A 22843-nucleotide genomic window follows, 5' to 3' on the forward strand; every position below is an offset into this window, starting at 1 on the left:
AAACATTTCTTGCTAGACCATATTGAATTAATAAATCCTTAACAGGTTCATCAACCTCATCTTCAAATTTAAAAAGACACTCATGACCTTTTTTGTATTCAAGTAAGACATATATAACAACATTAATGGATTATGTGGCGCACGCTGCGCCCCATATTGCACTAAGAAATAGTGTAAATTTTATCGACGATCCCATTAACAATGTCCAAAATGCTATGTGCCTAAATTATACATACAAATTAACGCATCGCTATTAATAAAGATACAAAACGCCCATTTTGGCGTTTTGTATCAATGTGTTACTATAATAATTCCCAAAAAGCTTTATCGCGCATAGGGACGATCTTTTTAGCACCATCAATATATAAGCTATAATGCTTTTCTAGTTTATTAATAGTTTCCATCAGCCTCTCTTGTTCAGCTTTTTCATTAACACCAAACATTGCTTTTAGCTCCTGTGGGCGGAGCTTCGCAACTCGGTGAATAACCCAAGTAAGAATATAACTTGAATAGTCATTATCACCGGTCTGGAAGTGAGTAATATCCTGTGTTGATAGAATCATACCAACACCATATTCACGACCTTCCTTCAAGATCTTACGTAAACTAGGGAAATTTTGAGACATAAAGTTATCAGCCTCATCCACTAAAATCATCTTCGTAATTTGACGGAAATCCCCCTGAACTTCAGGCTTACCCTTCTTCTGCATCTGTGAATAGAACAGATCCAGCGTAAGCGCAACCACGAGGTTTTGAATCTCTGATGGGTAGCTAGCTAATTCAACGACTATGACACCATCCACCAACTCGTAAAGACTCATACATTTGGTATTATCGTCTTCGAAAATCTCTAGCTCACACAAGCTCTCTAATGCAGCATATAGTGAATCTTCATCTGGCTCAGTTTCGATATACAATGCCCAAACATCGGCAATTGTCGGTGCTGCTTTTGTCCAAGTACTCGGATCTGCTTTGCGAATACCAGATAACTCATACGCCTCACCCACTAACTTACGTAAACGAAGTTGCTGCTTCTGACCCAAGTTAAAAGCTTTACCCATCGTTTCAGAAAAACCACGTGCCGTATGCACAGGTAGCATTGGCGTATCACCAAATAAGCTCAATGGATTATAGGGCAGCTTGTGAAGATTAAACTTTTTCCCAGCTGTCGCTTGCTGAAACTTATCGTCTACATAGTCTGACTTATAGTCGAAAATCAATATACCTATCGACGCACTGTTCACGTTATCTGCTTGATTTCTATGAAGTTGCGTAATCACAGATTTTGTAAACTGAGTTTTACCTGTGCCCATCGTACCAATAATACCTGTATTGGTATTCATGAACTTGGCAGTATTCGTTGGTTCCCAATTTAATTCTACTTGTGTCATTGCATTATGACCAAACAGCACGTTGAGGTTTGTGCCTGATGATTGTAGTTTCTCTGACTGCTCACTTTCAGAGGAGCTACTTGACTCAGTTTCAGCCTTAGAATCACCCTCAGTATTAACGAGTTCATCTGACTCAACCGTTTCATCACTTACACTTTCACTGTTTATCGCTTCTGGTCGTATTTTACCCTCAAGAACATATTCGGTAGGTACATGGCATAACTTAACAATATCTAACTCATTAAGTATTTCTTGTAAGGGTGTCTCTACTAATCGAGGTAGCAACCCCATAGGAAGATCCACTTTTAAAATACCGTCATCCATTTTATAGCTAGGCTTGAAGTGGCATAGTTAATTTGGCCACCTAGTTAGAGGTGATATCATCACCTCATAATTTAATAGGTGACACTATGACTAAAAGAATACGCCCTAATTTTACACCTGAATTTCGATTAGAATCAGCACAACTCGTTTTAGACCAAGGCTACTCTGTAAAAGAAGCTGCGGAAGCAATGAATGTTGGTAAATCAACAATGGATAAGTGGGTTCGACAGCTGAAAGATGAACGTGGTGGAATGACACCGAAAGCAACACCAATGACGCCTGATCAGCTTAAAATTCGTGAATTAGAGAAGAAGATTAAACGGATTGAAATGGAGAAAGAAATACTAAAAAAAGCAACCGCTCTTTTGGCCTCGGACTCATTCAAAACTTCATATTAGTTGATGAATTAAAAGCTTATTATCCTGTATCTATCCTTTGTCATGTCTTTGATATTCATCGCAGTAGCTATAAATATTGGACTAAACGGCCTAAAACGCAGTCAAAAGAGCAAGTGCTATTATCTAGTGAAGTGAAGGCTGCACATCGTGCCAGTAGTGGCTCTGCTGGAGCCAGAACAATTGCAGGTATCGTTACGACTAAAGGCGTGCCGTTAAGTCGATATAAGGCAACTAACATCATGAAACAACTAGGATTAGTCAGTTGTCAGGTTAAAAAACATCGTTATAAAAAAGTAGAAAATGAACATTTAAATATTCCCAATACATTAGATCGCCAGTTTGCAGTTACTGAGCCTAATCAGGTTTGGTGTGGCGACGTGACATATATTTGGTCAGGACAACGTTGGTTGTACCTTGCTGTTGTGATTGATTTATTTGCCCGTAAAGTGATTGGTTGGGCAACGTCAGGCTCACCCAATACAGATCTAACAGGTAAAGCCCTTTCGATGGCTTATGAAGTTCGAGGGGCGCCTAAAAGTGTTATGTTTCATTCAGATCAAGGCTGTCATTACACAAGTAAACAATATCGCCGATTACTTTGGCGGTATCAAATTACACAAAGTATGAGTCGACGTGGAAATTGTTGGGATAACGCCCCAATGGAACGATTTTTTAGAAGTTTTAAAACAGAGTGGATGCCAACTGCGGGTTATCGCTCATCGAATGAAGCTAAAGTGGCGATCACTGAATATATTATCCGATATTACAACCAAGTCAGGCCCCATCAATATAACGGTGGCTTGACGCCTAATGAATCAGAACGCCGATTTAATAATGAATACAAATCAGTGGCCAATTTTACTTGACCACTTCAGCTGTAAACAACTAACACCTTCAAGATGACTAACCACAAAGCCATCAGGGTAATTAGAGACTTTTGCTAATGAATAATCTCCTTTCAGCCATTCTTCTTTGTTGGCTAATAAGGTATCAAAATAATCTCCCGCGAACACATTGTATAAGCGATACTTATCTACCTGCATTAGAACTTGACGCATGAATAAACCGCGGTAAATTTTGCTTGCCAAGTTGTCATTACCAAGCAAATCTTCACTTAGATAGCGCAATAGCTCTTTTGATTGTTTGACTGCTTTTTTGTAGTCTGGGATTGAGCCAGTTTTCACTTCCACAGGCAGCAAGTACATATCTTGATCTTTAAAACCAACAAGCAATACATCATCAGAAATCTCACCTTTTTTATAACCTTGAACGTTACGAGAGAATTCGCTATCTGACATTTTCAAGCCGATATTACCTGATACACGGATCATTTCAGCCACAGAAAGCGGAACCCAGGTAATGTCTGAATGATACACTAAGCTAGTAACAAACTTATAAGCACCAATTACACCTTTACGCTCTTTATTGATGGTTGCTGCACACGTCATCATCTTCAATAGCCAATCACCATTAAAAGCGTTGAACTCGTTGATTTGACCACCATCACCTTGCTTGATAACTTTTTCAAACAAACCACGCTGAGCCGTAACGGTAATCGCATCATAGCTGGATGAACTAGTGTACTGATCGGAATAGTGAATCAAAACGACATCTTCATTACTGTGGAAGAAATCTAATGTCACTTTGGGATCAATAATAGTTGTCCAAATTGAGCTATTGTATGAGCTTTCTAATTGACCTTTAAAATCTTCACTCACTGCCAGTGCAACGGCATTTGCACCATGATACTGTGTATTGGGTTTTAGTGCTGGCTTGAGTAAAGCACCAACATACTTCGCCATCATCAGGTGTGGGAAGTCTTGATAATCCGTACCCTTTAAGCCAAAGCCAGTAAAGTAAGAGCCAGATTTACTCTCTGACGCATCCCCCGTTAACAAGCCATCACATGCGATGCCAGAAGCCATGTCTTCAATTGCAATGTCTGAGCAGTCAACTTTGTCATTGTTGCGGAAAAATGAAAGGTGCGCGTATGACTGTCCGCCTTTATTCACCTGCTCATTGGTAAACTTGCTGTAAGTTAAACGAGTGCGAAGGATATCAATGATGGTATCTGCCACTTCACGTACTTTGCCTTTGTTTAGCTCTAACCACTCTTTTAATTCATCGTAATTTGATGTTTCTGCAAAATGATCAAACGCATTAAATATGAGTTTGTCATCATAAAAGTTAATATGAATCGAAGCAGCTTGTTCTTGATTGATACGAATGTAATCCACTAACCCCATGAACATTTCTTCAGCACTATCTTGATTCACCGCGTTAATGATGATGCTTTTCTCAGAACCTGTGAATAATTGACTAAATGCAGTTTGGAACTCTTCGATTTTTTCTTTTACAAGTTTACGAATGTACGTTAGTGAACTATTCTCCTGAGGTACACTCTTAATCCAAAACGCATTTTCTTTCACTTGTTGATTATAAGCAAACTCATGCTTAGGATGATAAACATATGGCAACAAGCCTTTTGGCGATAGGCGCTCAAACGTAACATCTGGCAAGCTAGTAAAGCTTTCATCTTCACGAATAATTTTTCGTAGATTTAGGTAATAAGCCAAGATTAACGGATGGAATGGAGAGTAATATTCTTCGCCGTCAGACTTAACCAAGCCAATTTGTAATGCTATTTTTTGTTCTTTAGTCAGCATACTGCCCGTTGGAATTGCTTCGAAATAAACAAGACTTGCATCTACTACATTTTGTACAAGCGTCGTGAAATCATCCCCCCAAGAAGCTAAAGATGGCGTACTACGGCGCTGTTCAAGGTAATCATACAATTCGACATAGGATGAATGTATTGCGTCATCAATGGCTTGTACATCATCCAACTTAATGGTGTCAGAGTCAGAAATAGACACGACTTTGTCATTAATGAAGGCTTCTTCCCAGCGCAGCAGTTTTAAACGAACACCAGATACAATAAATTCGCTGTTATCGATGCCAACTTTACCTTTTTGGGAGTAAAACTCGCCGTTGTATTCATCTTTGAATAACTTATGGTAACGTCCTCGGTTCAGTAGCAAAGGCAAACTTAGCGAGTCTGTTGCTACTGCACCTTCGACATTGAACTTAAGTTGGTTGTCACCTGATTTAACAGCGAAGTCAATTTCATCTGCTTCATTGGCAAGCACCTCAAAGTCCACCAGTGAGTGTTCTGCTACGTCTACGACTTGTTTTGCATCCATCAAAGAACAAGCAGTCCCCTCATCAGCTCGAATCTGAAGCTTATTCTCTTCCATGTTTAAGGTTAAACGCTGCTTCGCAGCCGCAGGCTCGATCAAGAAGATGTTTTTGAACGGCTCAATGTAAAACTCACCCTTACGAATAACGAGACAGCGGAAGTTGTAGACCTCAGATTTGTTCTCACGCTTGAGAGCTAGGTTAAAGAACAACGGTTCGTTGTTGTAAATACCTTTCAAGGTTGCTCGGGTCGTCTTTAAGCCATTCAACGTTGAAATCACTTCTTGATTACCGAGTGCTTTAGCTGGTTGAATTTTAAACTGACTCTTTTCTAGATTGCTTGCACCTTGGAAAATCAACTTCAATTCAAAGTCATTAACGCCTTCATCGAGCTCAATGATAAGATGACGATCACGCATGCCGGCTTTGGTTTCGGCACGGTTACGCGCAGTAACGGTCACGCCTTCGCTAGCTTGCTCCTCTTCAAGGACAAGTTGCTGCTGCGCATTACGTTTTTTCTCTTGCAAAAACGCTTCAAACTCAACATCTTTCCACGCATCAGTTTCAGAGAAATTTTCGTTAATGAATTTTTCACCAAACGACTTCAAACGATCCTGCAGCTGATCACCAAAATGTTCTACTTCAAAAGAAAGTTCTTCATAGAGTGCACGGTTATCTTCCAAACGTTTTTTAATTTGTTTCGGGTTACCGCTCATCTCTGCAACGAGCGGATCTTCAAACATACCAAGTTCGTTGAAGCGCAGATCACCATCTTCCACAGCTTTGTATAGCGACTCAAAACCAAACATGGTAGCACCATCTTCAAGGATCGAATCAAATTGATCATCCAGAAGACAATTAGAGACATCCCGACCTTTATCCTGTTGATCTATTAGCCCTTTCATTGCTACTTTGATTTTATCAGGACTCCATACCTGTCCAAGCTGAGCAAGATCTTCTGCTGAGTTAATAAGAGTATCCAGCAAGCTATTGTGAATAACCACGAGTGCACAGCCTTTCAAGTAACCAGACTGACTTGCGACTTCATCACGTAGATGTGAAATATAATTTTCGGTAAACCCCTGATAATCACAAAGGCTATCACTATGAATGACAGGCACAATCTTACAGTTCGATAGCTCAATAAATGGCAATTCAGTACCATTACTTGTATTAATGCTGTTATATGAATGAGCAATCATCGCTTGATACAAACGAACACTATTCTCATTATCAGGTGACTTGAACTGATAGCGGAAGCCTGCATTGATATGAGTTTCAGCATCAGCTAGAAACTGTTCAACTAGGAATGTCTCAAATTGTTTTACGGACATAAACTGCATCTCCACTATCACTCATGCGCTCAACATTACCAATGCGCTCATAAAATTTAATTAATTCTTGTTCGGTTTGTTTATCAATGAAAATGCCACGCAATCTAAATGCAGCGACCAGCTCATAGAATCGGAGTTTATCCTTATCTCCAACAACAAGATTGGTTAATAAAATGGTATAGTCTTGATTGAGTACCAATACTTGACCACTTCGTCCTCGACTTTGAATAAAGTTAGATGCGAGGTGCTTCTCTACTTCAGAAACGTACTTTTTGTTGATGTTGAATCGCTCACCAACACTAAATTGCGCCATAGCCAACTTCATAATGTTGCCTAACCAATCTAGCGCACATTCAGATTCATCAAGTAATGTATCCAAAGAACGTTGACTTTTAAATGCTCGAGCAAAGTTCTCTAATTCACTCTTTAGATGTTCATAGCGAGATTCTTGAATACCCTTTGAAATAGTCCACAATGGTACTTTAGCTATACTATTCTCACCCATACAAGGCTGAAGCAGTTCTAGCATTGTTAGCATTGGGAACAAACGAGTCGCAGATTCATTGAACAGCTTGTAGCCGTGATTTTTAATGTGCGTACGTTCATTACTAGCTCGCTCATGATCCATGATGAAGTATAACGGCTTTGCAACTGGTTCTTCACCAGCGCGCCAATCTGTGAGTGCTAAGCTCAACTGAGCAGTGTAAGCAAAACCATAAAAAGATAAGAAGGATTCAATTTCACTCAATAGATACTTAGGCCGGCTTGCCAAAAACTTCAAATCATCACGGAATGCTTTAGATAAGTATGGCAAGTAAGGATGCTCACTTGCTTGCATTAATGAATCGGTTTTCATCTTGTCACGCAGAGTTGAAAGCATCTCTCGTTCGATAAAGTTGAGTTTTGCATCAAACTCTTCGACACGCATATTCTGAAGTAAATTAGTAAACATCGAAGCAACACGAGAATCACCTGTTGAAAATTCACCTTTTTGCGCACGAAATAACAAAAGCTCAGGACTCACAGAGAAGATGTCTTTATTATCAAAGTACATCTCTCGTAATACTTCCCAGAACTCTTCTTCACCTAATTTCTCTTCAAATGTAGAATGACAATCAGAAACAAAATCTTCGTATTTATAGCCTTCGATCTTCTTTCGTAATAACCCTCGCAATACAAGGCCTATCACCGCATTGCTATCAAAATCATTACCTTTGGTACGAATAGGCAGATAGCTATTCAAACTATTTTTATTCGGTATGTCTTCCACCGTTTGTGGCAACTTCGGATTAAACGGCTTAATATATTTATCCATTATCATCTTAAATACCACTCACTTCGAAATACTCATCATCTTCATTAACGATCTTGTAGCGCTTATAATTTTTCAGGATAAACAGGGTGTTTTTCTCATTTGCAACAGTAATGACCTGTTCAATTACTTCATCTAACAGAAGCACCGCGTTTTTATCATGCTTATTAGGTCTATACCCCTGATTAATCTTCTCTAGTAACTCAAGTAAGTTGATACTAATTGGCATAGGAAAAAGTGTTTTATCATCAGCTCGAATGTAAGCATTGAAATAACCAATTTTGCTCACACCTTGAGTTTTAATCGCAGTGAAATCAGGTTTCACCTCAAGCTCAGTAGCCGTTTTAAAGCCGTTGTATTCGGAGATAAAAAATTGGTCTTTATCGAGCATTGGAGAGTTACGATTACAGTAGCGGTGGATAGCCGCAATGAGAATATCTTTATAAAACTTATTTAGCTCTTTTTTCTGTTTTCCAGAACCATCAAATTCACGGTGAAGCAACCAAGTATTTGCATACTGATTCACTAAAGAGTTATCAAAATCAACTTTCAGTTCGTTAATATATGCGTTCGAAAAATGTTCTTCATCTTTTAACAAGTACACCATGCGCAGGTAAGAAGCTGCACTTGATAAATAGAATACACCTAGTGGCTTCACTTGCTCTTTCAACTGAATAAAACCATCATCTTCAATGCCTAAGCCAAATTGCAAAACAAACTCATCAATCTTGCGAGTATGAATATTACTTGGGTCAAAACTTTGAATGTGCTCTAGTAGCTCGTTGTCCGCACTCGAGAATAAATTATCAAACAGATAACCTTCCATTGCTAATATCTGGAAAACAAAATCCAGTAAAGCACGAGCGGTTAGAAATTGGTCTTTGATCAAACGAGCTTTTAATAACAAAGCGATAACGTTATTTTGAACAGCATCTAGACTCAATAAAGCATAATTCGCAGTCAGCATACTATGGCCGAATTTTTTTACTTCACTATCATAAAGAGCAAAAAAAGGATTATCTAAAGTCGGCTTAGTTAAGCGAGCAAGAAATTGAGCGGCAAAATCGGATGTACTTACCTCATGGCCAAGAGTAAATTTTGGATATTGTTCGAAATCAATAAATATGTGGTTAGACGAAATATCATTCGTTCGGTTTTCTAAAAAGGCCTTTATCGATGCTTTTACATTATTATGTCGCTCAGCACCTTCTTCAGCATAGTTACCCAACATACCAATATTAATACCAACAACAAGCGGCTTACCAACATCCTTAAATTTAGAAAAACACTCGTTTAGTGCTTCTATTGCTGTTTGGTTAGGCGTAAAACTATGAGTCGCATCTAAATGAAAATCAACACGTGATTTATTATCATCTTTATAACGCGTAAGAATTTCAGATTTACCGTCATGAAGTGGCATAGTTAATTTGGCCACCTAGTTAGAGGTGATATCATCACCTCATAATTTAATAGGTGACACTATGACTAAAAGAATACGTCCTAATTTTACACCCGAATTTCGATTAGAATCAGCACAACTCGTTTTAGATCAAGGCTACTCCATAAAAGAAGCCGCTGAAGCAATGAATGTCGGTAAATCAACAATGGATAAGTGGGTTCGACAACTTAAAGATGAACGTGATGGGATTACACCAAAAGCAACACCAATGACACCTGACCAGCTTAAAATTCGTGAATTAGAAAAGAAGATTAAACGGATTGAAATGGAGAAAGAAATACTAAAAAAAGCAACCGCTCTTTTGGCCTCGGACTCATTCAAAACTTCATTTTAGTTGATGAATTAAAAGCTTATTATCCTGTATCTATCCTCTGCAATGTCTTTGACATTCATCGCAGTAGCTATAAATATTGGGCTAAACGGCCCAAAACGCAGTCAAAAGAGCAAGTGCTATTATCTAGTGAAGTGAAGGCTGCACATCGTGCTAGTGGTGGCTCTGCAGGAGCCAGAACGATTGCAGGTATCGTTACAACTAAAGGCGTGCCGTTAAGTCGATATAAAGCCACTAACGTCATGAAAACATTAGGGTTAGTTAGTTGCCAGGTTAAGAAGCATCGTTATAAAAAAGCAGAAAATGCACATCTAAATATCCCTAATACATTAGATCGCCAGTTTGCAGTTACTGAGCCTAATCAAGTTTGGTGTGGCGATGTGACATATATTTGGTCAGGACAACGTTGGTTGTACCTTGCTATTGTGATTGATTTATTTTCTCGTAAGGTCATTGGCTGGGCAACGTCAGGCTCACCCAATACAGATCTAACAGGTAAAGCCCTTTCGATGGCTTATGAAGTTCGAGGGGCGCCTAAAGGTGTCATGTTTCATTCCGATCAAGGCTGTCATTATACAAGTAAACAATTTCGCCGATTACTTTGGCGGTATCAAATTACACAAAGTATGAGTCGACGTGGAAATTGTTGGGATAACGCCCCGATGGAACGATTTTTTAGAAGTTTTAAAACAGAATGGATGCCAACGGCGGGTTATCGTTCATCGAATGAAGCTAAAGTGGCGATCACTAAATACATTATCCGATATTACAACCAAGTCAGGCCCCATCAATATAACGGTGGCTTGACGCCTAATGAATCAGAACGCCGATTTAATAATGAATACAAATCAGTGGCCAATTTTACTTGACCACTTCATCACCGCTGCTACCACAAAGAAAGATAATTTCATCCTTCTTTAATGCTAATAAGTTTTTCTTAAAATCAGCTTCTACTTCTGTTTCAATATATAAGTAATCTTTATAAGATTGTAATATACTTTCATCAGTTCTATCAGTACTCACCGCAAAAGGAGATGACTTCGATAGAATCGACAATACTTCAATTAACTTCATTCAATAGTTACCTTCATAGCCTAAGCCAAAGACTAAACTCAATGCATATCTTTGAGCTTAATTTACTCTTTTATAGAGTTTTTTTCACTATTAAATTATAAAAAGTAAGATAATAGTGGCATTAAATTGACTCAAATAAGATCACCAATATATTCCCCCCATAGATAGCCCTCTTGTAAGAGTGAGTATGTACGTTTGATTTTTTGCTAGTTATACTGTCGTGTTTTGTAGCCCATACGTTTATCCAGCTATAGAACACTCATTATATTTAATTTATTCTTTGGCTATTTTAGCCTGAATCAATTATTCAACTTCACTCTCAAACCACCGCCCTTCCACCTAACAATACTGTTTTAGGAAAGCGCCCTTCTGCCATGTAGTTATAAATACTAGAACGACCTAAACCTGTTACGTGCATGACTTCTTTTAAGCGGATGAATCTCATGATGAATTCCTTTACGTTGTTTCATTCATCAAATTGGCGAAGTACGTATTTTTTAATTATGCCCACCAGCCTTCGTTACTCTGCCTTAACTCACTACCCTCATAAATCCGAAATTAAAGAATTTTCAAACACATATCATCCTTGTGTAGAAGCTCATTAAGCATAAGAAATCAATGCTATGCACAAACCAAACGACTATGTTGTTCATACTCCTATGACAGCAGATCAAGTATTAGATAAATCCGAACAATAACTAACCATGCTTACGGCGCTGTAACGTCTAAATACATTAACGGACAAGCATCCCCTAGCAGTTATGGTAAACTCAGTGATAAGTATTTGTATGTAAGCGATCGCAGCATTACCAGTGTGGATAGGAAATACCGTCCACCGTTATCGTTTACAGTAAATTTTAGTACCTCTGGTTGTACTCCATAGGTTAACTAGAAAAATAAAGAGTATATAAATCAAATGAGTAGTCAAACAATTCAGTGGTTCCCGGGCCATATGCATAAAGCCCGTAAAGAAATTGAAGAGGCAATGCCAAAAGTTGATGTGATCATCGAAGTGCTAGATGCCCGTATTCCTTTTAGTAGTGAAAACCCGCTGATCAAATCATTCCGTGAAACTAATGATGGCAAACCGGTTGTTAAAGTACTGAACAAGCGTGATTTAGCTGATCCTGAAATGACCCAACTTTGGATCAATCACCTTGAAAAAGAACAAGGTGTAAAAGCGATTGCGATCACTACCGAGAACTTAAACGAAGTAAACCAGATCATGGATCTCTGCCGTAAGCTTGCGCCACAGCGTGAAGAAGCGGGTAAGAAAATTCGTACCATGATCATGGGTATTCCTAACGTAGGTAAATCAACTATTATCAATGCCCTTGCGGGTCGTACTGTTGCAATTACAGGTAACCAACCTGCCGTAACGCGCCAGCAACAACGTATTAATTTAGATAATGGTATTTTACTGTCTGACACCCCTGGCATTTTGTGGCCTAAAGTAGAGAACCCGCACAGTGGTTTTCGTTTAGCGGCAACTGGTGCGATTAAAGATACGGCCATGGATTATATTGATGTTGGCTTCTTTAGTATTGAATACCTAATTAAAGCTTACCCTGATTTAATCAAAGCGCGTTACAACCTTGACGATGATCTTCCTGAGTCTGCAATTGAATTAATCGAAGAGATCGGCCGTAAGCGTGGCTGCCTAAAAGGTGGTGGTCGTGTTGATTTACACAAAGCCTCTGTGATTTTAATTAATGAATTACGTAATGGTACTTTAGGTAATATCACGCTTGAACATCCTGAAATGATCACTGAAGAATTGATCAATGTTGCGATTGCTGAAGAACGTAAAACAGAAGAAAAAATCAAGAAAAAAGAAGAACGTCGCAAGCGTTACCTTAAAAATAAGCGCTAAGTAATAAAACAATATTTTTTTACATAAGTTTTAATAGTCATTTCTATCTGTTTATTAATTTATATCTGATGAAGTGACTTTTTTTATGTTTCTAACAAATCTTTCACTACAAAAAAAATTTTATTGGTCATCATTAATTATTTTCGTGTTAATAATATAAAACCCTACGTTTGAACTCAGTTACAGCACTAATGATTTTACTGTTATTCATTCATTAATTCAGCACAATAATGATTATAACCCATTAAATAATAACTATTTTCCACCACCAACAACACTATTGATAATATACAATTAAACCTACCTCTAATCATTTATTTCATATCGACAAAATTATAAATAAAAACATCATTTCGGATTAGTTTTTCTCATTTTACTCATGCCAATATTACGTGAATAATCGCTCAGCTTTCAGTCGAAAGTAACTTAAACAGCGCTGTCTCTTATTTAACTCTCCTCTCTTTTCTGATAGGTGAGTTTTGACGACTCTTAAAGAGTATTCCTTTATTAAAAGGGACAGATAACCTAAACCGAATTTGGATGTGGAGAGTACGGTAGTGCAACAAACTACTACTTGTCACAAAAGCAATGGCATGTTGGTGCCAGTTGCGGGACTAACTGTATTTGCAATTGCTTCAGGCTACTTAATGAGCTTGATCCCGCTATCATTAGCAAACTTTAATATTGATAGTAGTTATGCCAGTTGGTTAGCAAGTATCTATTATATTGGTTTATTAATAGGATCATTAATGATTGAACCTGTTATAGCCAAAATAGGTCACCGTATTGCTTTTATTAGCTTTCTTGCATTATTAGCGTCAACGGTTGCTGTGTTACCTTTCTTTCCATATAAAGAATTATGGTTATCTGCGCGTTTAGTCGCGGGTATTGCTGTAGCGGGTATTTTTGTTGTTGTTGAATCATGGTTATTGATTGGCGATAGCGCAAAAGAGCGTGCTAAACGTCTTGGCTTCTATATGACGTCATTATACGGTGGCACAACAGTAGGCCAGCTAGCTGTGGGTTATTTTGGTGTTAAAGGGTTTATTCCGTTTGCTGTTATTATGGCATTACTGTTAATTGCTATTTTACCGCCATTACTGATCAAGCAAGGTCAACCTGATAGCAGTGGCCATCAGATATTGTCTCTAAAACAAATTTCACGCTTGAGCAAGCCGGCAATTATTGGCTGTATTACCTCTGGCGTAGTAATGGGTAGCATTTATGGCTTAATGCCACTTGCACTTAAAAAGAGTGAGCTAACAACCAACCAAATTGGTGTGTTAATGGCGGCAATTATTTTAGGTGGCATGGTTATTCAGCCTATTATTAGTAAGTTATCTATTCGCATGAGCAAAACTTTATTATTGGCATTGATGTCATTATTAGGTGTATTTGCTATGGGATTAACCTACTTATCGTCAGATTACATCATGCTAGTCAGTGCATTAGCATTATTAGGTATGTCAGCATTTGCGTTATACCCTATTGCGATTACATTAGCGTGTGATAATTTAGATTCATCTTACATTGTAGCTGCCACTCAAGTAATGCTATTTAGTTACAGTATTGGTTCTGCATTAGGTCCAATTGGTGCGAATAGCTTCATGGCGGAACAAAATGGCTTGATGGATTTCTTCTTTATCGTACTACTGGCAACAGCTATTTATATGCTATTTGCAAGTTTACAACGCAAGCCTCAAGTATTGGCAAGCTAAGTATAATCATACCCTATTAAAAAAGGCGTAATAGCGACATTGCTATTACGCCTTTTTATTATTCATTACTTACAATTTACTTCACTAATGCCGCAGCACCAAAGACACCAGCACTATCACCTAAATCTGGTTTCACAATCTGGGTGTTTAATTCACCATTAAATAAATGCGGTAATATTGCTTGTTGAGCGTGTTGGTATAAAGCATCAATGTTGCCGACACCACCACCGATAACAATTACGTCGGGATCAAGCACATTGATGATCTGTGCCGCAGCAATACCAAAGTAATGTGACATTCTAGCCATCGTTGCTTGAGCATGTTCATCATCAGCCGTGCGTGCCACAATTTCTGGTAATGATAATTCAACGCCAGATTGTTCAAAGTAGAACCGTTCTAAACCTTTACCTGAAATAACGGTTTCTAAACACCCTGATTGACCGCAATAACAAAGGGCGCCATTAGGCTCAATCACGTTATGCCCCCACTCTCCGGCAATACCATGACAACCATATAAGCCTTTGCCATTAACAACGATACCCGATCCAACGCCTGTACCCATGATGATACCAAACACCACTTCAGCATTCGGTTTTACACGTTTAGCCGCACCAAAATGCGCTTCAGCTAACGCAAAACAATTCGCGTCATTCGCCAATACCACTTGTGCATCTAATAACTGGGAAAGATCTTTATCAAGCGGTTTGCCATTAAGCGCCGTTGAATTACAGTTTTTCATCACACCATAATGAGGATCTAACGTGCCTGGCGTGCCAAAGCCAATCGCGATAGGTCGTTGGCCTAATTGTTCAGCACACCTATCAATCAGTAATTTAATCTGATTTAAAATATGGGCATAACCTTGATCGCTTTCTGTTGCTATGCGCTCTCTTACTACACATTTATCCGTGCTACGCTCAATAATGGCGCATTCAATTTTAGTACCGCCTAAATCAACACCCCAGTAATAACGATCCATTTCTACTCCACTGCGATTGTATTATTTTCAGTAATTATACGTGAGGCATAGTATTAAATACTGCGACGCTGTCGAAAAAACACTCAACAACAGTGATTATTAGCCCTATTTAAAACAATAATTTGTCTATTTATTCGCCCATTGCGACAGAAATACATTTTCTTGCAAAATATCTCTTGTAGCTAAGCGATAATATTTTAAAGTAGCGGTAATTATCATCGATGCGCAATTACGCGTGGTTTACAGTAGTACTTAATGAATAAATACCGCCCTTATCTTGATCTACCACTCTGTATATCAATTCTCCTTTTGATCACATTTAGTTCATTAACTGTATGGAGTGCTAGTAGCTTTAGTGTACCTATTATTGAGCGTCACCTTGTTCGAGGCATACTCGCCGTTGGTGTATTGATTCTAATGTCCGCCATTCCTCCGGCCACCTACCAACGCTATGCTCCTTATTTATTTGTTATTACTGTGATTTTTTTACTAGGTGTGTTTGTTAGTGGTGACAGTACTAATGGCTCTCGACGCTGGTTAGCTCTTGGTCCAATTCGCTTTCAACCTTCAGAATTAGTTAAAATTGCCGTTCCATTAATGATTGCATGGGTATTAATTGCAGAAGCAGGACGCCCAACGCTTAAAAAAGTACTGGTTTGCCTGATGATAACCGCCATTCCTGCGGGGCTTATATTCATTCAGCCCGATCTTGATGGTGCTATTTTTACTATTTTGTATGCATTATTTGTACTTTACTATGCGGGTATGAGCTGGAAGTTAATTTCAACTGTTTTAGGTATTATAGGCGTAACTATACCGCTAGCATGGTATTTCGTGATGGAAACCTATCAGAAAAAGCGTGTATTACAGTTCCTTGATCCCGAATCTGATCCTCTTGGTTCTGGTTATCAGATCATTCAATCAAAAATTGCCATTGGTTCTGGCGGTATTCGTGGTAAAGGCTGGACTGATGCAACTCAAGGTAATTTAGGGTTTATTCCAGAAAGCCATACTGACTTTATTTTCTCAACTTTTGCTGAAGAATGGGGATATTGGGGCAGCGTTTTGCTATTGGGGATTTACGCCTTTATGACGTTTAGAGTGATTTGGTTAGCAAATCAATCAGAGTCACCATTTGCACGTTTAGTCAGTGCTGCTTTTGCATTAAGCTTCTTTCTTTATAGCTTCATTAATATCGGCATGGTGAGTGGCGTGTTGCCAGTAATGGGAAGCCCACTGCCTTTCTTTAGCTACGGTGGTTCTGCCATTATTACGCAAGGGGCAATATTTGGCATGATCATGTCACTTTGTCTGCGTAAAAAGTCTATTTGTGCACCATGTAAATAAAGTCATTAACGCCTAATTTATTTAATAAAAAAGCCAGCTCTGTTTATATCAACAGGCTGGCCTTTTTGTTGCTGCTTTTTTATTAACGTAAATTTTATTAAATAGCAGGCTCTTCAATAACAGCCTGTTTTATTAATACAGATTAACGCTCAGAAGCGGCTTCTGTGGCGATTTTTAATGCTGGTGATGTAATTTCTACACGACGGTTTTGCGCACGACCTTCAGCTGTTGCATTGGTTGCAATTGGGTGCTGTTCACCCATGCCTTGTGCTGTCACTTGAGTTGGGTTTGTCACGTATTTTGCTAACTCCGATGCCACAGCATGAGCACGCTTTTCAGACAATGCTTGGTTATAAGCTGCTGTGCCCGTATTAGAGGTATATCCAGTTACCACAATCGTTGCACTTGGGTAACGAGTTAAGCGTTTAGCCATTGGCTGTAGCGCTCTCTCATTATCTGCCGTTAATTTATACTGATTAACACCATAATCTAATGATAATGTTGAAGGTTCAATAGTCACTGTTTGCGCTATTGCAGGCGCGATCGTATCAACTATCGGCGCTGCACCCCAGTTGTAAACAAGGCTTAGACCATAGAAGTTAGTATCAAAGTTATACGCTAAATCAGTACCACGAGGCTTTGATGATAAATCATGATAATACTGGTACTCAAGGCGCGTTGATAGATGATCGGTTAATTGATATTCAACACCAGCACCAACTGTACCAACAAGATGATCATCAGTATCACTCACACCATTACCATGGTAAGCCGTTAGCATATAGCTACCACCCGCTTTCGCGAATAAGCCCCAGCTATCATTAACATGCCATGTCGCTTTACCTGTTAAATCAAACGCGTGTTGCTTAATATTTTGATGATCAACTTGTGCATCGCCTAACCAAGTATAGCCCGTCTCAACTGCAAACCATGGCGTAATGTTATAACCTGCAAAGATACCAGCACCAAGATCGTTTTGCTTTAGACCAAGGTTAGATGCATGATTATTTTGTTCAAAATGAGAGTAATTAGCATCACCTAAGCGAACACCAACATAATAAGGGTTAGCAGGTGCAGCCTGAGCTACACCAGAAATAAGAACGGCCAATGGTAACAGTGCAAAATATTTATTAGACATACTATTTACTTTATCGTGATTAATATTAAATAAGTTTGAATGCAATGATCTGCAAACTCATTTAATAATGCCAAAATAGTATTTCATTGTCATACGTAAATAGAAATAAAATCATTCTGTTGCATTAAATATCACCATTCGCTCATTCAATATAAAAATAAGCTAATGGATTAATATTGGGTGATAGCGATACCTATTTCAGTCGCGATCTGTTGCAGTTGTTCATCAGTGTCTAATTTCACAGACCAGTTCAAACCACTGCCGACAGCAGTGATCACATTAGCACCACCAATTAATGTTAATTCATCAACTTGTGCTTGCATCATTATTCGACAATTACCATCAATTCGAACAACAACTTCATGTTGCGTTGCGATAATTTTGCCTTGAGAAAAAGTAACTATCATTCTATTTACTGCTTTTATGTTTCAAAACAGCCATCGTTAAACGGCTAGTACACACTAAACGCTGACGTTCATCACGAATTTCAATCTGCCATACTTGTGTAGTGGCGCCAAGATGCAACGGTGTCGCCTTACCAGTAACAAAACCACTACGAACCGCACGAATATGGTTCGCATTAATATCTAAACCCACACAATAGTATTCACTGCTAACGGCAAAGTTTGCTGCCAATGATCCTAACGTTTCGGCTAATACTACAGAGGCGCCGCCATGCAACATACCTAATGGTTGGTGGGTGCGTGAGTCAACAGGCATCGTCGCTGACAGTGATGAATCATCAACAGCAACGTATTCAATCCCTAAGTGCTCAACTAATGTATTTTTAGAGGTCTGATTAAAAAGATCTAACGTAAACGGTCGTTGCCAAATCGCCATAATATTCTCCGCTTATTTATTATGTATACCAGTTACTGTTTTATTTAATAACTATGATACCACTCTCAACATAAGTCAGAAAAAGGATACTTTATTATTGTTATGCAGATATCACGAACAAATAAAAATATTAAGCAGAATAGCACCGATAACAGCTACTATTAAACATTTAAATTTCAATAAATTAAGACATAAAAAAAGCGCCCATCAGGCGCTTTTTTGTAATAATATCGACAGTTATTTATCGATTAATATTGAATAAACAATATTATTGAGCAATAGCTTCTTCAGCTGCTTGTTCAATTTCAAAACCAGGAGTCGTTACATCAACACGACGGTTTTGAGCACGACCTTCAGAAGTATCGTTAGATGCTACTGGATCTAGCTCACCACGACCTTCGGCAGATACACGGCTTGGGTCAATGTTGAAGTGCTCAGTTAAGTACGTTGCAACTGTAAGTGCACGCTCTTCAGATAGATTCTGGTTGTATGCTTCTGCACCAGAATTATCAGTGTGACCAATAACAACAAGTTGTGACTCAGGGAAGTTCACAAGACGCTGTGCAATTGGTTCAAGACGCTGCATGTCTTGCTCAGATAGCTCGTTGCTATCAAATGCAAATGGCATTACAGCAGAGATTGGCTCAAGTTGAACTGTTGATGCTTCAACAACTTCAGCAACGACAGGAACAACAGCTGCTGCTGCACCCCAACCGTAAACAAGGCTCACACCGTAGTAGTGTGCATCCCAATTTAGTTTAGTATCGGCAGGCTTCACTTCCATATCGTGGTAGTACTGGTATTCAGCACGAGCAGAAAGGTCTTTTGTGAAATGATATTCAGCACCAAGGCCCGCTGTAGCGATTAAGCTATCGTCACGATCTGAGATGTTGTTATCTTTGTAACGAGAGAACTGCCATGCACCACCGATTTTAGTGTAAACATCTAAAGAATCTGTCGCTTGGTAAGTAAATTTACCAACAAGATCGATAACTTGCTGTTCAATTTTACCAGCGTCATGATGGTCATCATTCTTAAGAGTAACTTCGCCTAACCAAGTGTAACCAGTTTCAACAGCAAACCATGGTGTTACGTTGTAACCCATGAAGATACCACCAGCAAAATCATCTTTGTCGATTGAAAGAGATTGATTTGGGTTTGAGTGTAGATCACCTGCTTTCGCATCGAAATCAGAATAATGAACACCACCAGCACGAGCACCCGCATAGAATGGGTTTTCTGTTGCTGCGTTTACTGCACCTGAAACAAGAAGTGCAAGAGGTAAAACCACTAGATTAATTTTAGACATTATTTATCCTTTATTATATTTGTTACCACTACTACTGCTATTTTTCGATATCTCAAGATAAAAATATAATTCACGACCATATTTTTATCTTTAAGTTCAAAAAACAAAATTAAATCTAGCAAAAGAAAAAATAAAAATCCAGAATAAATAAATACCCCAAGCAGATAAAAAATACAACCACTTGATAATAAAGAGTTTATTGGAATATTGTTTTTCTATATTTATTCAAAAAAAACAAAAAATATTTTTTAAGAACATAACTAATATTACTGTCGTCATTATAAAACACAGTAAACATACTTAAATAAAATAACAAAACCAACACAATAAAATTAAAAATTTTGCCATACCAATAAAGAATTAAACATAGCACCAACAAAAAAAATCCTATAACAATGCTATAAATAGCCTTTTAATGGGATTTTAATTCACTGCTATTTCTCTTTACCTTATTACAACGTAAAATAGTTCAACTTATCCATTCAAAGGATTTATTGTGCATGTCTATATTAAATAAATCCTTTTGTTGTTTTTAGCTGATTTACGTGTTCAAGTATGATGAATTTAATTAAAAGTAAAATAACATCCTTGCCCCACTCAAATTTACCAACAACTGTGGGTATTATTGGTGGTGGTATAGCAGGATCAACTATTGCACTTCGATTAGCTGAACAAGGTATTCATGTTCAACTTTTTGAGGAAGGAAAAAGCCTAGTTAATGGCCCTCCAATTTGCCACTTGCATGCAGGCGGTAATCTTTATCGTGAAATATCAGATCAACAATGCATAACGTTACTCAAGCAATCTATTGATACGTTACGCGTTTACCGTCACACCACCAATATCAGACCGACCGTTATTGCGATTCCTTGTAATGATGCAGGTAACCCCAATGACTTATTACCCCGTCTAACGTTATTACAACAAACTTACCAAACACTTGTCGAACAGGATTCTAAAAACCGTGTTCTTGGTGAGCCAAAAGATTACTTTAAATTGTATCAACGCCATGACTTAGAGTCTCTTGCATTACAAGCTAATCCTGAACATCCGCTAACGCCAGATCAATGGATGATCCCTGTCGCTAAATCGATTAATTTAGATCAATTCAAATTCCCATTAGTCATGGTGCAAGAATATGGTTTAAGTGTTTTTAGAATTGCTGCAACCTTGACTTTAGCATTAGACAAACTGACGCAATGCCATGTACATACTAATAGCAAAGTGATCTCTTTAGCTGAACGAGAACAAGGCACAGGTTGGCAAGTTAACTATCAAAATTCAACTAATCAACAACATCAAGTTAATGTTGATTATTTAGTGAATGCTGGCGGTTATCGTACAGGAACCATTGATGACTTAGTGCACATTCCACGTCAACGCATGGTTGAATTTAAAGCGGCTTATATTACTCACTGGTCGCAATGTGATGCTCAATGGCCAGAAGTCATTTTCCATGGTGAGCGTGGCACCCCTAATGGTATGGCACAATTAACCCCATACCCTGATGGCTATTTTCAACTGCATGGTATGACACAAGACATTACACTGTTTAAAAATGGATTAGTGTCATCAGATGCAACCAGTGCTCAGCCACAATTAGATGCGTCTTTTAAAGAGAAATTGCAGCAGCATTGGTCACAACCAGAGATTGAACAACGCACTCAGCGCGCAATTAATCATATGGCGCAGTTTGTCGGTAAATTTGAACAAGCAACTGTCGGCGGGAAACCATTATTTGGCGCGCAACAAATACCAGGCAATGATCCAACATTACGCGCTGCCGATGTTTCTTATTCACATCAGCGCTATGCGCGCTCTGAAATTGTGAAAGCATCATCTGCATTATCTGTTGCTGATGCTATTGTTGACCAGTTAGCAGCATTGAATTTAATTTCACAACCTATACTACAAACTCGTGAAAATGAATTTCCCGTATCTCAGCAGCTAAGCCTACACGATATAGTGACTTATGCAGAAAAATTAGCGGCTGAACGTGGTTTTCCAACGTCACTTGCTCGCCCTATTGGCCACAATATAAAATAGCCTCCAATAACAATAAAAGTAGCTGTGTTGGCAGCTACTTTTAGTATCAATAACCTACACAAAATCTACTTTATTTTTTACCAATTTCAGCATTTATAACCGCTAATGCCTGCTGTTGAGAATTTAATAACGCTTGCTTATCTTTTAATAATTCCAATTGCTGATCATAGTTATCACAATCTTTTTGTGAGACCCAATTCCAGCTATTACCTGATTTAAATTCATCACATGCTTTTTTAAAGCCTTTTGCCGCTTGCTTTAACTCTGCAATATTGGCTTGCGTTGCTTTAACATTGGCTTGCATTTCAGCTTGGCGTTTAAAATACTGCTGAGATTTATCAATAACCACTTGTTGCTTAGTCGTGGCTGTTTTTAACTTAACAACTTCAGTATTCAATTTCTTTTTGGTCACTTCCAACTTTTGTGTGGTTGCTGCCAATTTTTGTTTTTTCTCGGCAAGTAAAGTCAATTGAGCTGAAAATTCCTTTTTTTGCTTATCCACTAATTCCGTCATTGCCGTTAAGTCTTTTGTTGTTTGCTCTAACTGCTGACTTTGTTTCTCATTACTTGCTACCAATAATTGATTTTGCTGTTCACTCTTTTTAATTTGTTCCGTTTGAGCTTGTACTTGCTGCTGACAAGTCAATAAGTTCGGAGCACTTGCGCTTTTTTCTATTTTCATTCCAACACCACAGCCAATAACACCACCAGCAATAAGTGCTAAAAAAGAGAATAACAAAGGTTTTTTGCTTGTTGTAGTAGACATAATCAC

14 protein-coding genes and 4 pseudogenes are annotated in these 22843 nt (G+C 38.4%); 6 read left to right on the forward strand and 12 right to left on the reverse strand.

Translation table 11 applies throughout. The features are described 5' to 3' along the window. Positions 1-302 precede the first annotated feature (302 nt). Positions 303-1703: pseudogene (locus ACJZU6_RS20095) on the reverse strand (ATP-binding protein); the annotation flags it as partial. Between the two features lie 98 nt (positions 1704-1801). Between ACJZU6_RS20095 and ACJZU6_RS20100 the strand changes: the two are divergent. After that, positions 1802-2979 (forward strand): IS3 family transposase gene (locus ACJZU6_RS20100; RefSeq protein WP_408900069.1). Its coding sequence is split into 2 segments (ribosomal slippage): positions 1802-2060 and positions 2060-2979, totalling 1179 coding nucleotides; the frame shifts between segments, so codons are not numbered across the junction. A 9-nt stretch (positions 2980-2988) separates the two neighbouring features. On the opposite strand, the pseudogene dptH reads toward ACJZU6_RS20100, so the two are convergent. The 3 genes and pseudogenes from dptH to dptF all read right to left on the reverse strand — a co-directional run. Then, positions 2989-6645 (reverse strand): annotated as a pseudogene (gene dptH, locus ACJZU6_RS20105) (DNA phosphorothioation-dependent restriction protein DptH); the annotation flags it as partial. Continuing rightward, a complete protein-coding gene (gene dptG, locus ACJZU6_RS20110) occupies positions 6626-7966 on the reverse strand; it encodes a DNA phosphorothioation-dependent restriction protein DptG (protein WP_408901222.1) in 1341 nt (446 codons plus the stop codon). The gene dptG and the pseudogene dptH, both read right to left, overlap by 20 nt. Position 7967: 1 nt before the next feature. Continuing rightward, positions 7968-9377: a DNA phosphorothioation-dependent restriction protein DptF gene (gene dptF, locus ACJZU6_RS20115; RefSeq protein WP_408901223.1), complete on the reverse strand. Its 1410-nt coding sequence runs from the start codon at positions 9375-9377 to the stop codon at positions 7968-7970. A 61-nt stretch (positions 9378-9438) separates the two neighbouring features. Between dptF and ACJZU6_RS20120 the strand changes: the two genes are divergently transcribed. After that, a protein-coding gene (locus ACJZU6_RS20120; protein ID WP_408901224.1) for an IS3 family transposase occupies positions 9439-10616 on the forward strand; the annotation gives its coding sequence in 2 pieces (ribosomal slippage) (positions 9439-9697 and positions 9697-10616; 1179 coding nt in all). Between the two features lie 7 nt (positions 10617-10623). Here the strand turns inward: ACJZU6_RS20120 and ACJZU6_RS20125 are convergent. Then, positions 10624-10821, reverse strand: a pseudogene (locus tag ACJZU6_RS20125) (DNA phosphorothioation-dependent restriction protein DptF); the annotation flags it as partial. 325 nt (positions 10822-11146) lie between these two features. Next, a pseudogene (locus ACJZU6_RS20130) lies at positions 11147-11266 on the reverse strand (AlpA family phage regulatory protein); the annotation flags it as partial. 471 nt (positions 11267-11737) lie between these two features. Between ACJZU6_RS20130 and ylqF the strand changes: the two are divergent. Beyond that, a complete protein-coding gene (gene ylqF, locus ACJZU6_RS20135; protein ID WP_107277125.1) occupies positions 11738-12694 on the forward strand; it encodes a ribosome biogenesis GTPase YlqF in 957 nt (318 codons plus the stop codon). A 557-nt stretch (positions 12695-13251) separates the two neighbouring features. Then, the gene (locus tag ACJZU6_RS20140) at positions 13252-14412 is read left to right on the forward strand and encodes an MFS transporter (RefSeq protein WP_235865759.1); all 1161 of its coding nucleotides are present in this window, start codon (positions 13252-13254) and stop codon (positions 14410-14412) included. Positions 14413-14488: 76 nt separating this feature from the next. Here ACJZU6_RS20140 and ACJZU6_RS20145 read toward each other — a convergent pair whose 3' ends face one another. Next, entirely contained in the window at positions 14489-15391 is a 903-nt protein-coding gene (locus tag ACJZU6_RS20145) for an ROK family protein (protein ID WP_408901225.1), read from the reverse strand. Positions 15392-15646: 255 nt separating this feature from the next. Here ACJZU6_RS20145 and rodA point away from each other — a divergent pair, with 255 nt between their 5' ends. Continuing rightward, positions 15647-16738, forward strand: a complete 1092-nt coding sequence (rodA, locus tag ACJZU6_RS20150; RefSeq protein WP_080155811.1) for a rod shape-determining protein RodA — start codon at positions 15647-15649, stop codon at positions 16736-16738. 142 nt (positions 16739-16880) lie between these two features. Here rodA and ACJZU6_RS20155 read toward each other — a convergent pair whose 3' ends face one another. The 4 genes from ACJZU6_RS20155 to ACJZU6_RS20170 all read right to left on the reverse strand — a co-directional run bounded on the left by ACJZU6_RS20155 (position 16881) and on the right by ACJZU6_RS20170 (position 20025). After that, positions 16881-17876, reverse strand: a complete 996-nt coding sequence (locus tag ACJZU6_RS20155) for an outer membrane beta-barrel protein (protein ID WP_408901226.1) — start codon at positions 17874-17876, stop codon at positions 16881-16883. A 170-nt stretch (positions 17877-18046) separates the two neighbouring features. Then, entirely contained in the window at positions 18047-18283 is a 237-nt protein-coding gene (locus ACJZU6_RS20160; RefSeq protein ID WP_080155809.1) for a DUF3389 domain-containing protein, read from the reverse strand. A 1-nt stretch (position 18284) separates the two neighbouring features. After that, complete coding sequence (locus ACJZU6_RS20165) at positions 18285-18716, reverse strand: hotdog fold thioesterase (protein WP_080155808.1); 432 nt, start codon at positions 18714-18716, stop codon at positions 18285-18287. Between the two features lie 268 nt (positions 18717-18984). Continuing rightward, entirely contained in the window at positions 18985-20025 is a 1041-nt protein-coding gene (locus tag ACJZU6_RS20170; RefSeq protein ID WP_408901227.1) for an OmpA family protein, read from the reverse strand. Between the two features lie 558 nt (positions 20026-20583). Here ACJZU6_RS20170 and ACJZU6_RS20175 point away from each other — a divergent pair. Continuing rightward, entirely contained in the window at positions 20584-22071 is a 1488-nt protein-coding gene (locus ACJZU6_RS20175) for an NAD(P)-binding protein (RefSeq protein ID WP_408901524.1), read from the forward strand. Positions 22072-22141: 70 nt separating this feature from the next. On the opposite strand, the gene ACJZU6_RS20180 is transcribed toward ACJZU6_RS20175, so the two are convergent. After that, positions 22142-22837, reverse strand: a complete 696-nt coding sequence (locus tag ACJZU6_RS20180) for a hypothetical protein (protein WP_408901228.1) — start codon at positions 22835-22837, stop codon at positions 22142-22144. Between the last annotated feature and the right edge of the window lie 6 nt (positions 22838-22843).

The organism is Photobacterium piscicola (genome assembly GCF_046058925.1).
GTDB lineage: Bacteria > Pseudomonadota > Gammaproteobacteria > Enterobacterales > Vibrionaceae > Photobacterium > Photobacterium piscicola.

Excerpts from the sequence above, each read along its gene's own strand:
- ACJZU6_RS20145 (WP_408901225.1), bottom strand. The coding sequence starts at position 15,391 with ATGGATCGTTATTACTGGGGTGTTGATTTAGGCGGTACTAAAATTGAA.
- ACJZU6_RS20160 (WP_080155809.1), bottom strand. The coding sequence starts at position 18,283 with ATGATAGTTACTTTTTCTCAAGGCAAAATTATCGCAACGCAACATGAA.
- ACJZU6_RS20165 (WP_080155808.1), bottom strand. The coding sequence starts at position 18,716 with ATGGCGATTTGGCAACGACCGTTTACGTTAGATCTTTTTAATCAGACC.
- ylqF (WP_107277125.1), top strand. The coding sequence starts at position 11,738 with ATGAGTAGTCAAACAATTCAGTGGTTCCCGGGCCATATGCATAAAGCC.
- ACJZU6_RS20175 (WP_408901524.1), top strand. The coding sequence starts at position 20,584 with ATGAATTTAATTAAAAGTAAAATAACATCCTTGCCCCACTCAAATTTA.
- rodA (WP_080155811.1), top strand. The coding sequence starts at position 15,647 with ATGAATAAATACCGCCCTTATCTTGATCTACCACTCTGTATATCAATT.
- dptG (WP_408901222.1), bottom strand. The coding sequence starts at position 7,966 with ATGATAATGGATAAATATATTAAGCCGTTTAATCCGAAGTTGCCACAA.
- dptF (WP_408901223.1), bottom strand. The coding sequence starts at position 9,377 with ATGCCACTTCATGACGGTAAATCTGAAATTCTTACGCGTTATAAAGAT.
- ACJZU6_RS20155 (WP_408901226.1), bottom strand. The coding sequence starts at position 17,876 with ATGTCTAATAAATATTTTGCACTGTTACCATTGGCCGTTCTTATTTCT.
- ACJZU6_RS20180 (WP_408901228.1), bottom strand. The coding sequence starts at position 22,837 with ATGTCTACTACAACAAGCAAAAAACCTTTGTTATTCTCTTTTTTAGCA.
- ACJZU6_RS20170 (WP_408901227.1), bottom strand. The coding sequence starts at position 20,025 with ATGTCTAAAATTAATCTAGTGGTTTTACCTCTTGCACTTCTTGTTTCA.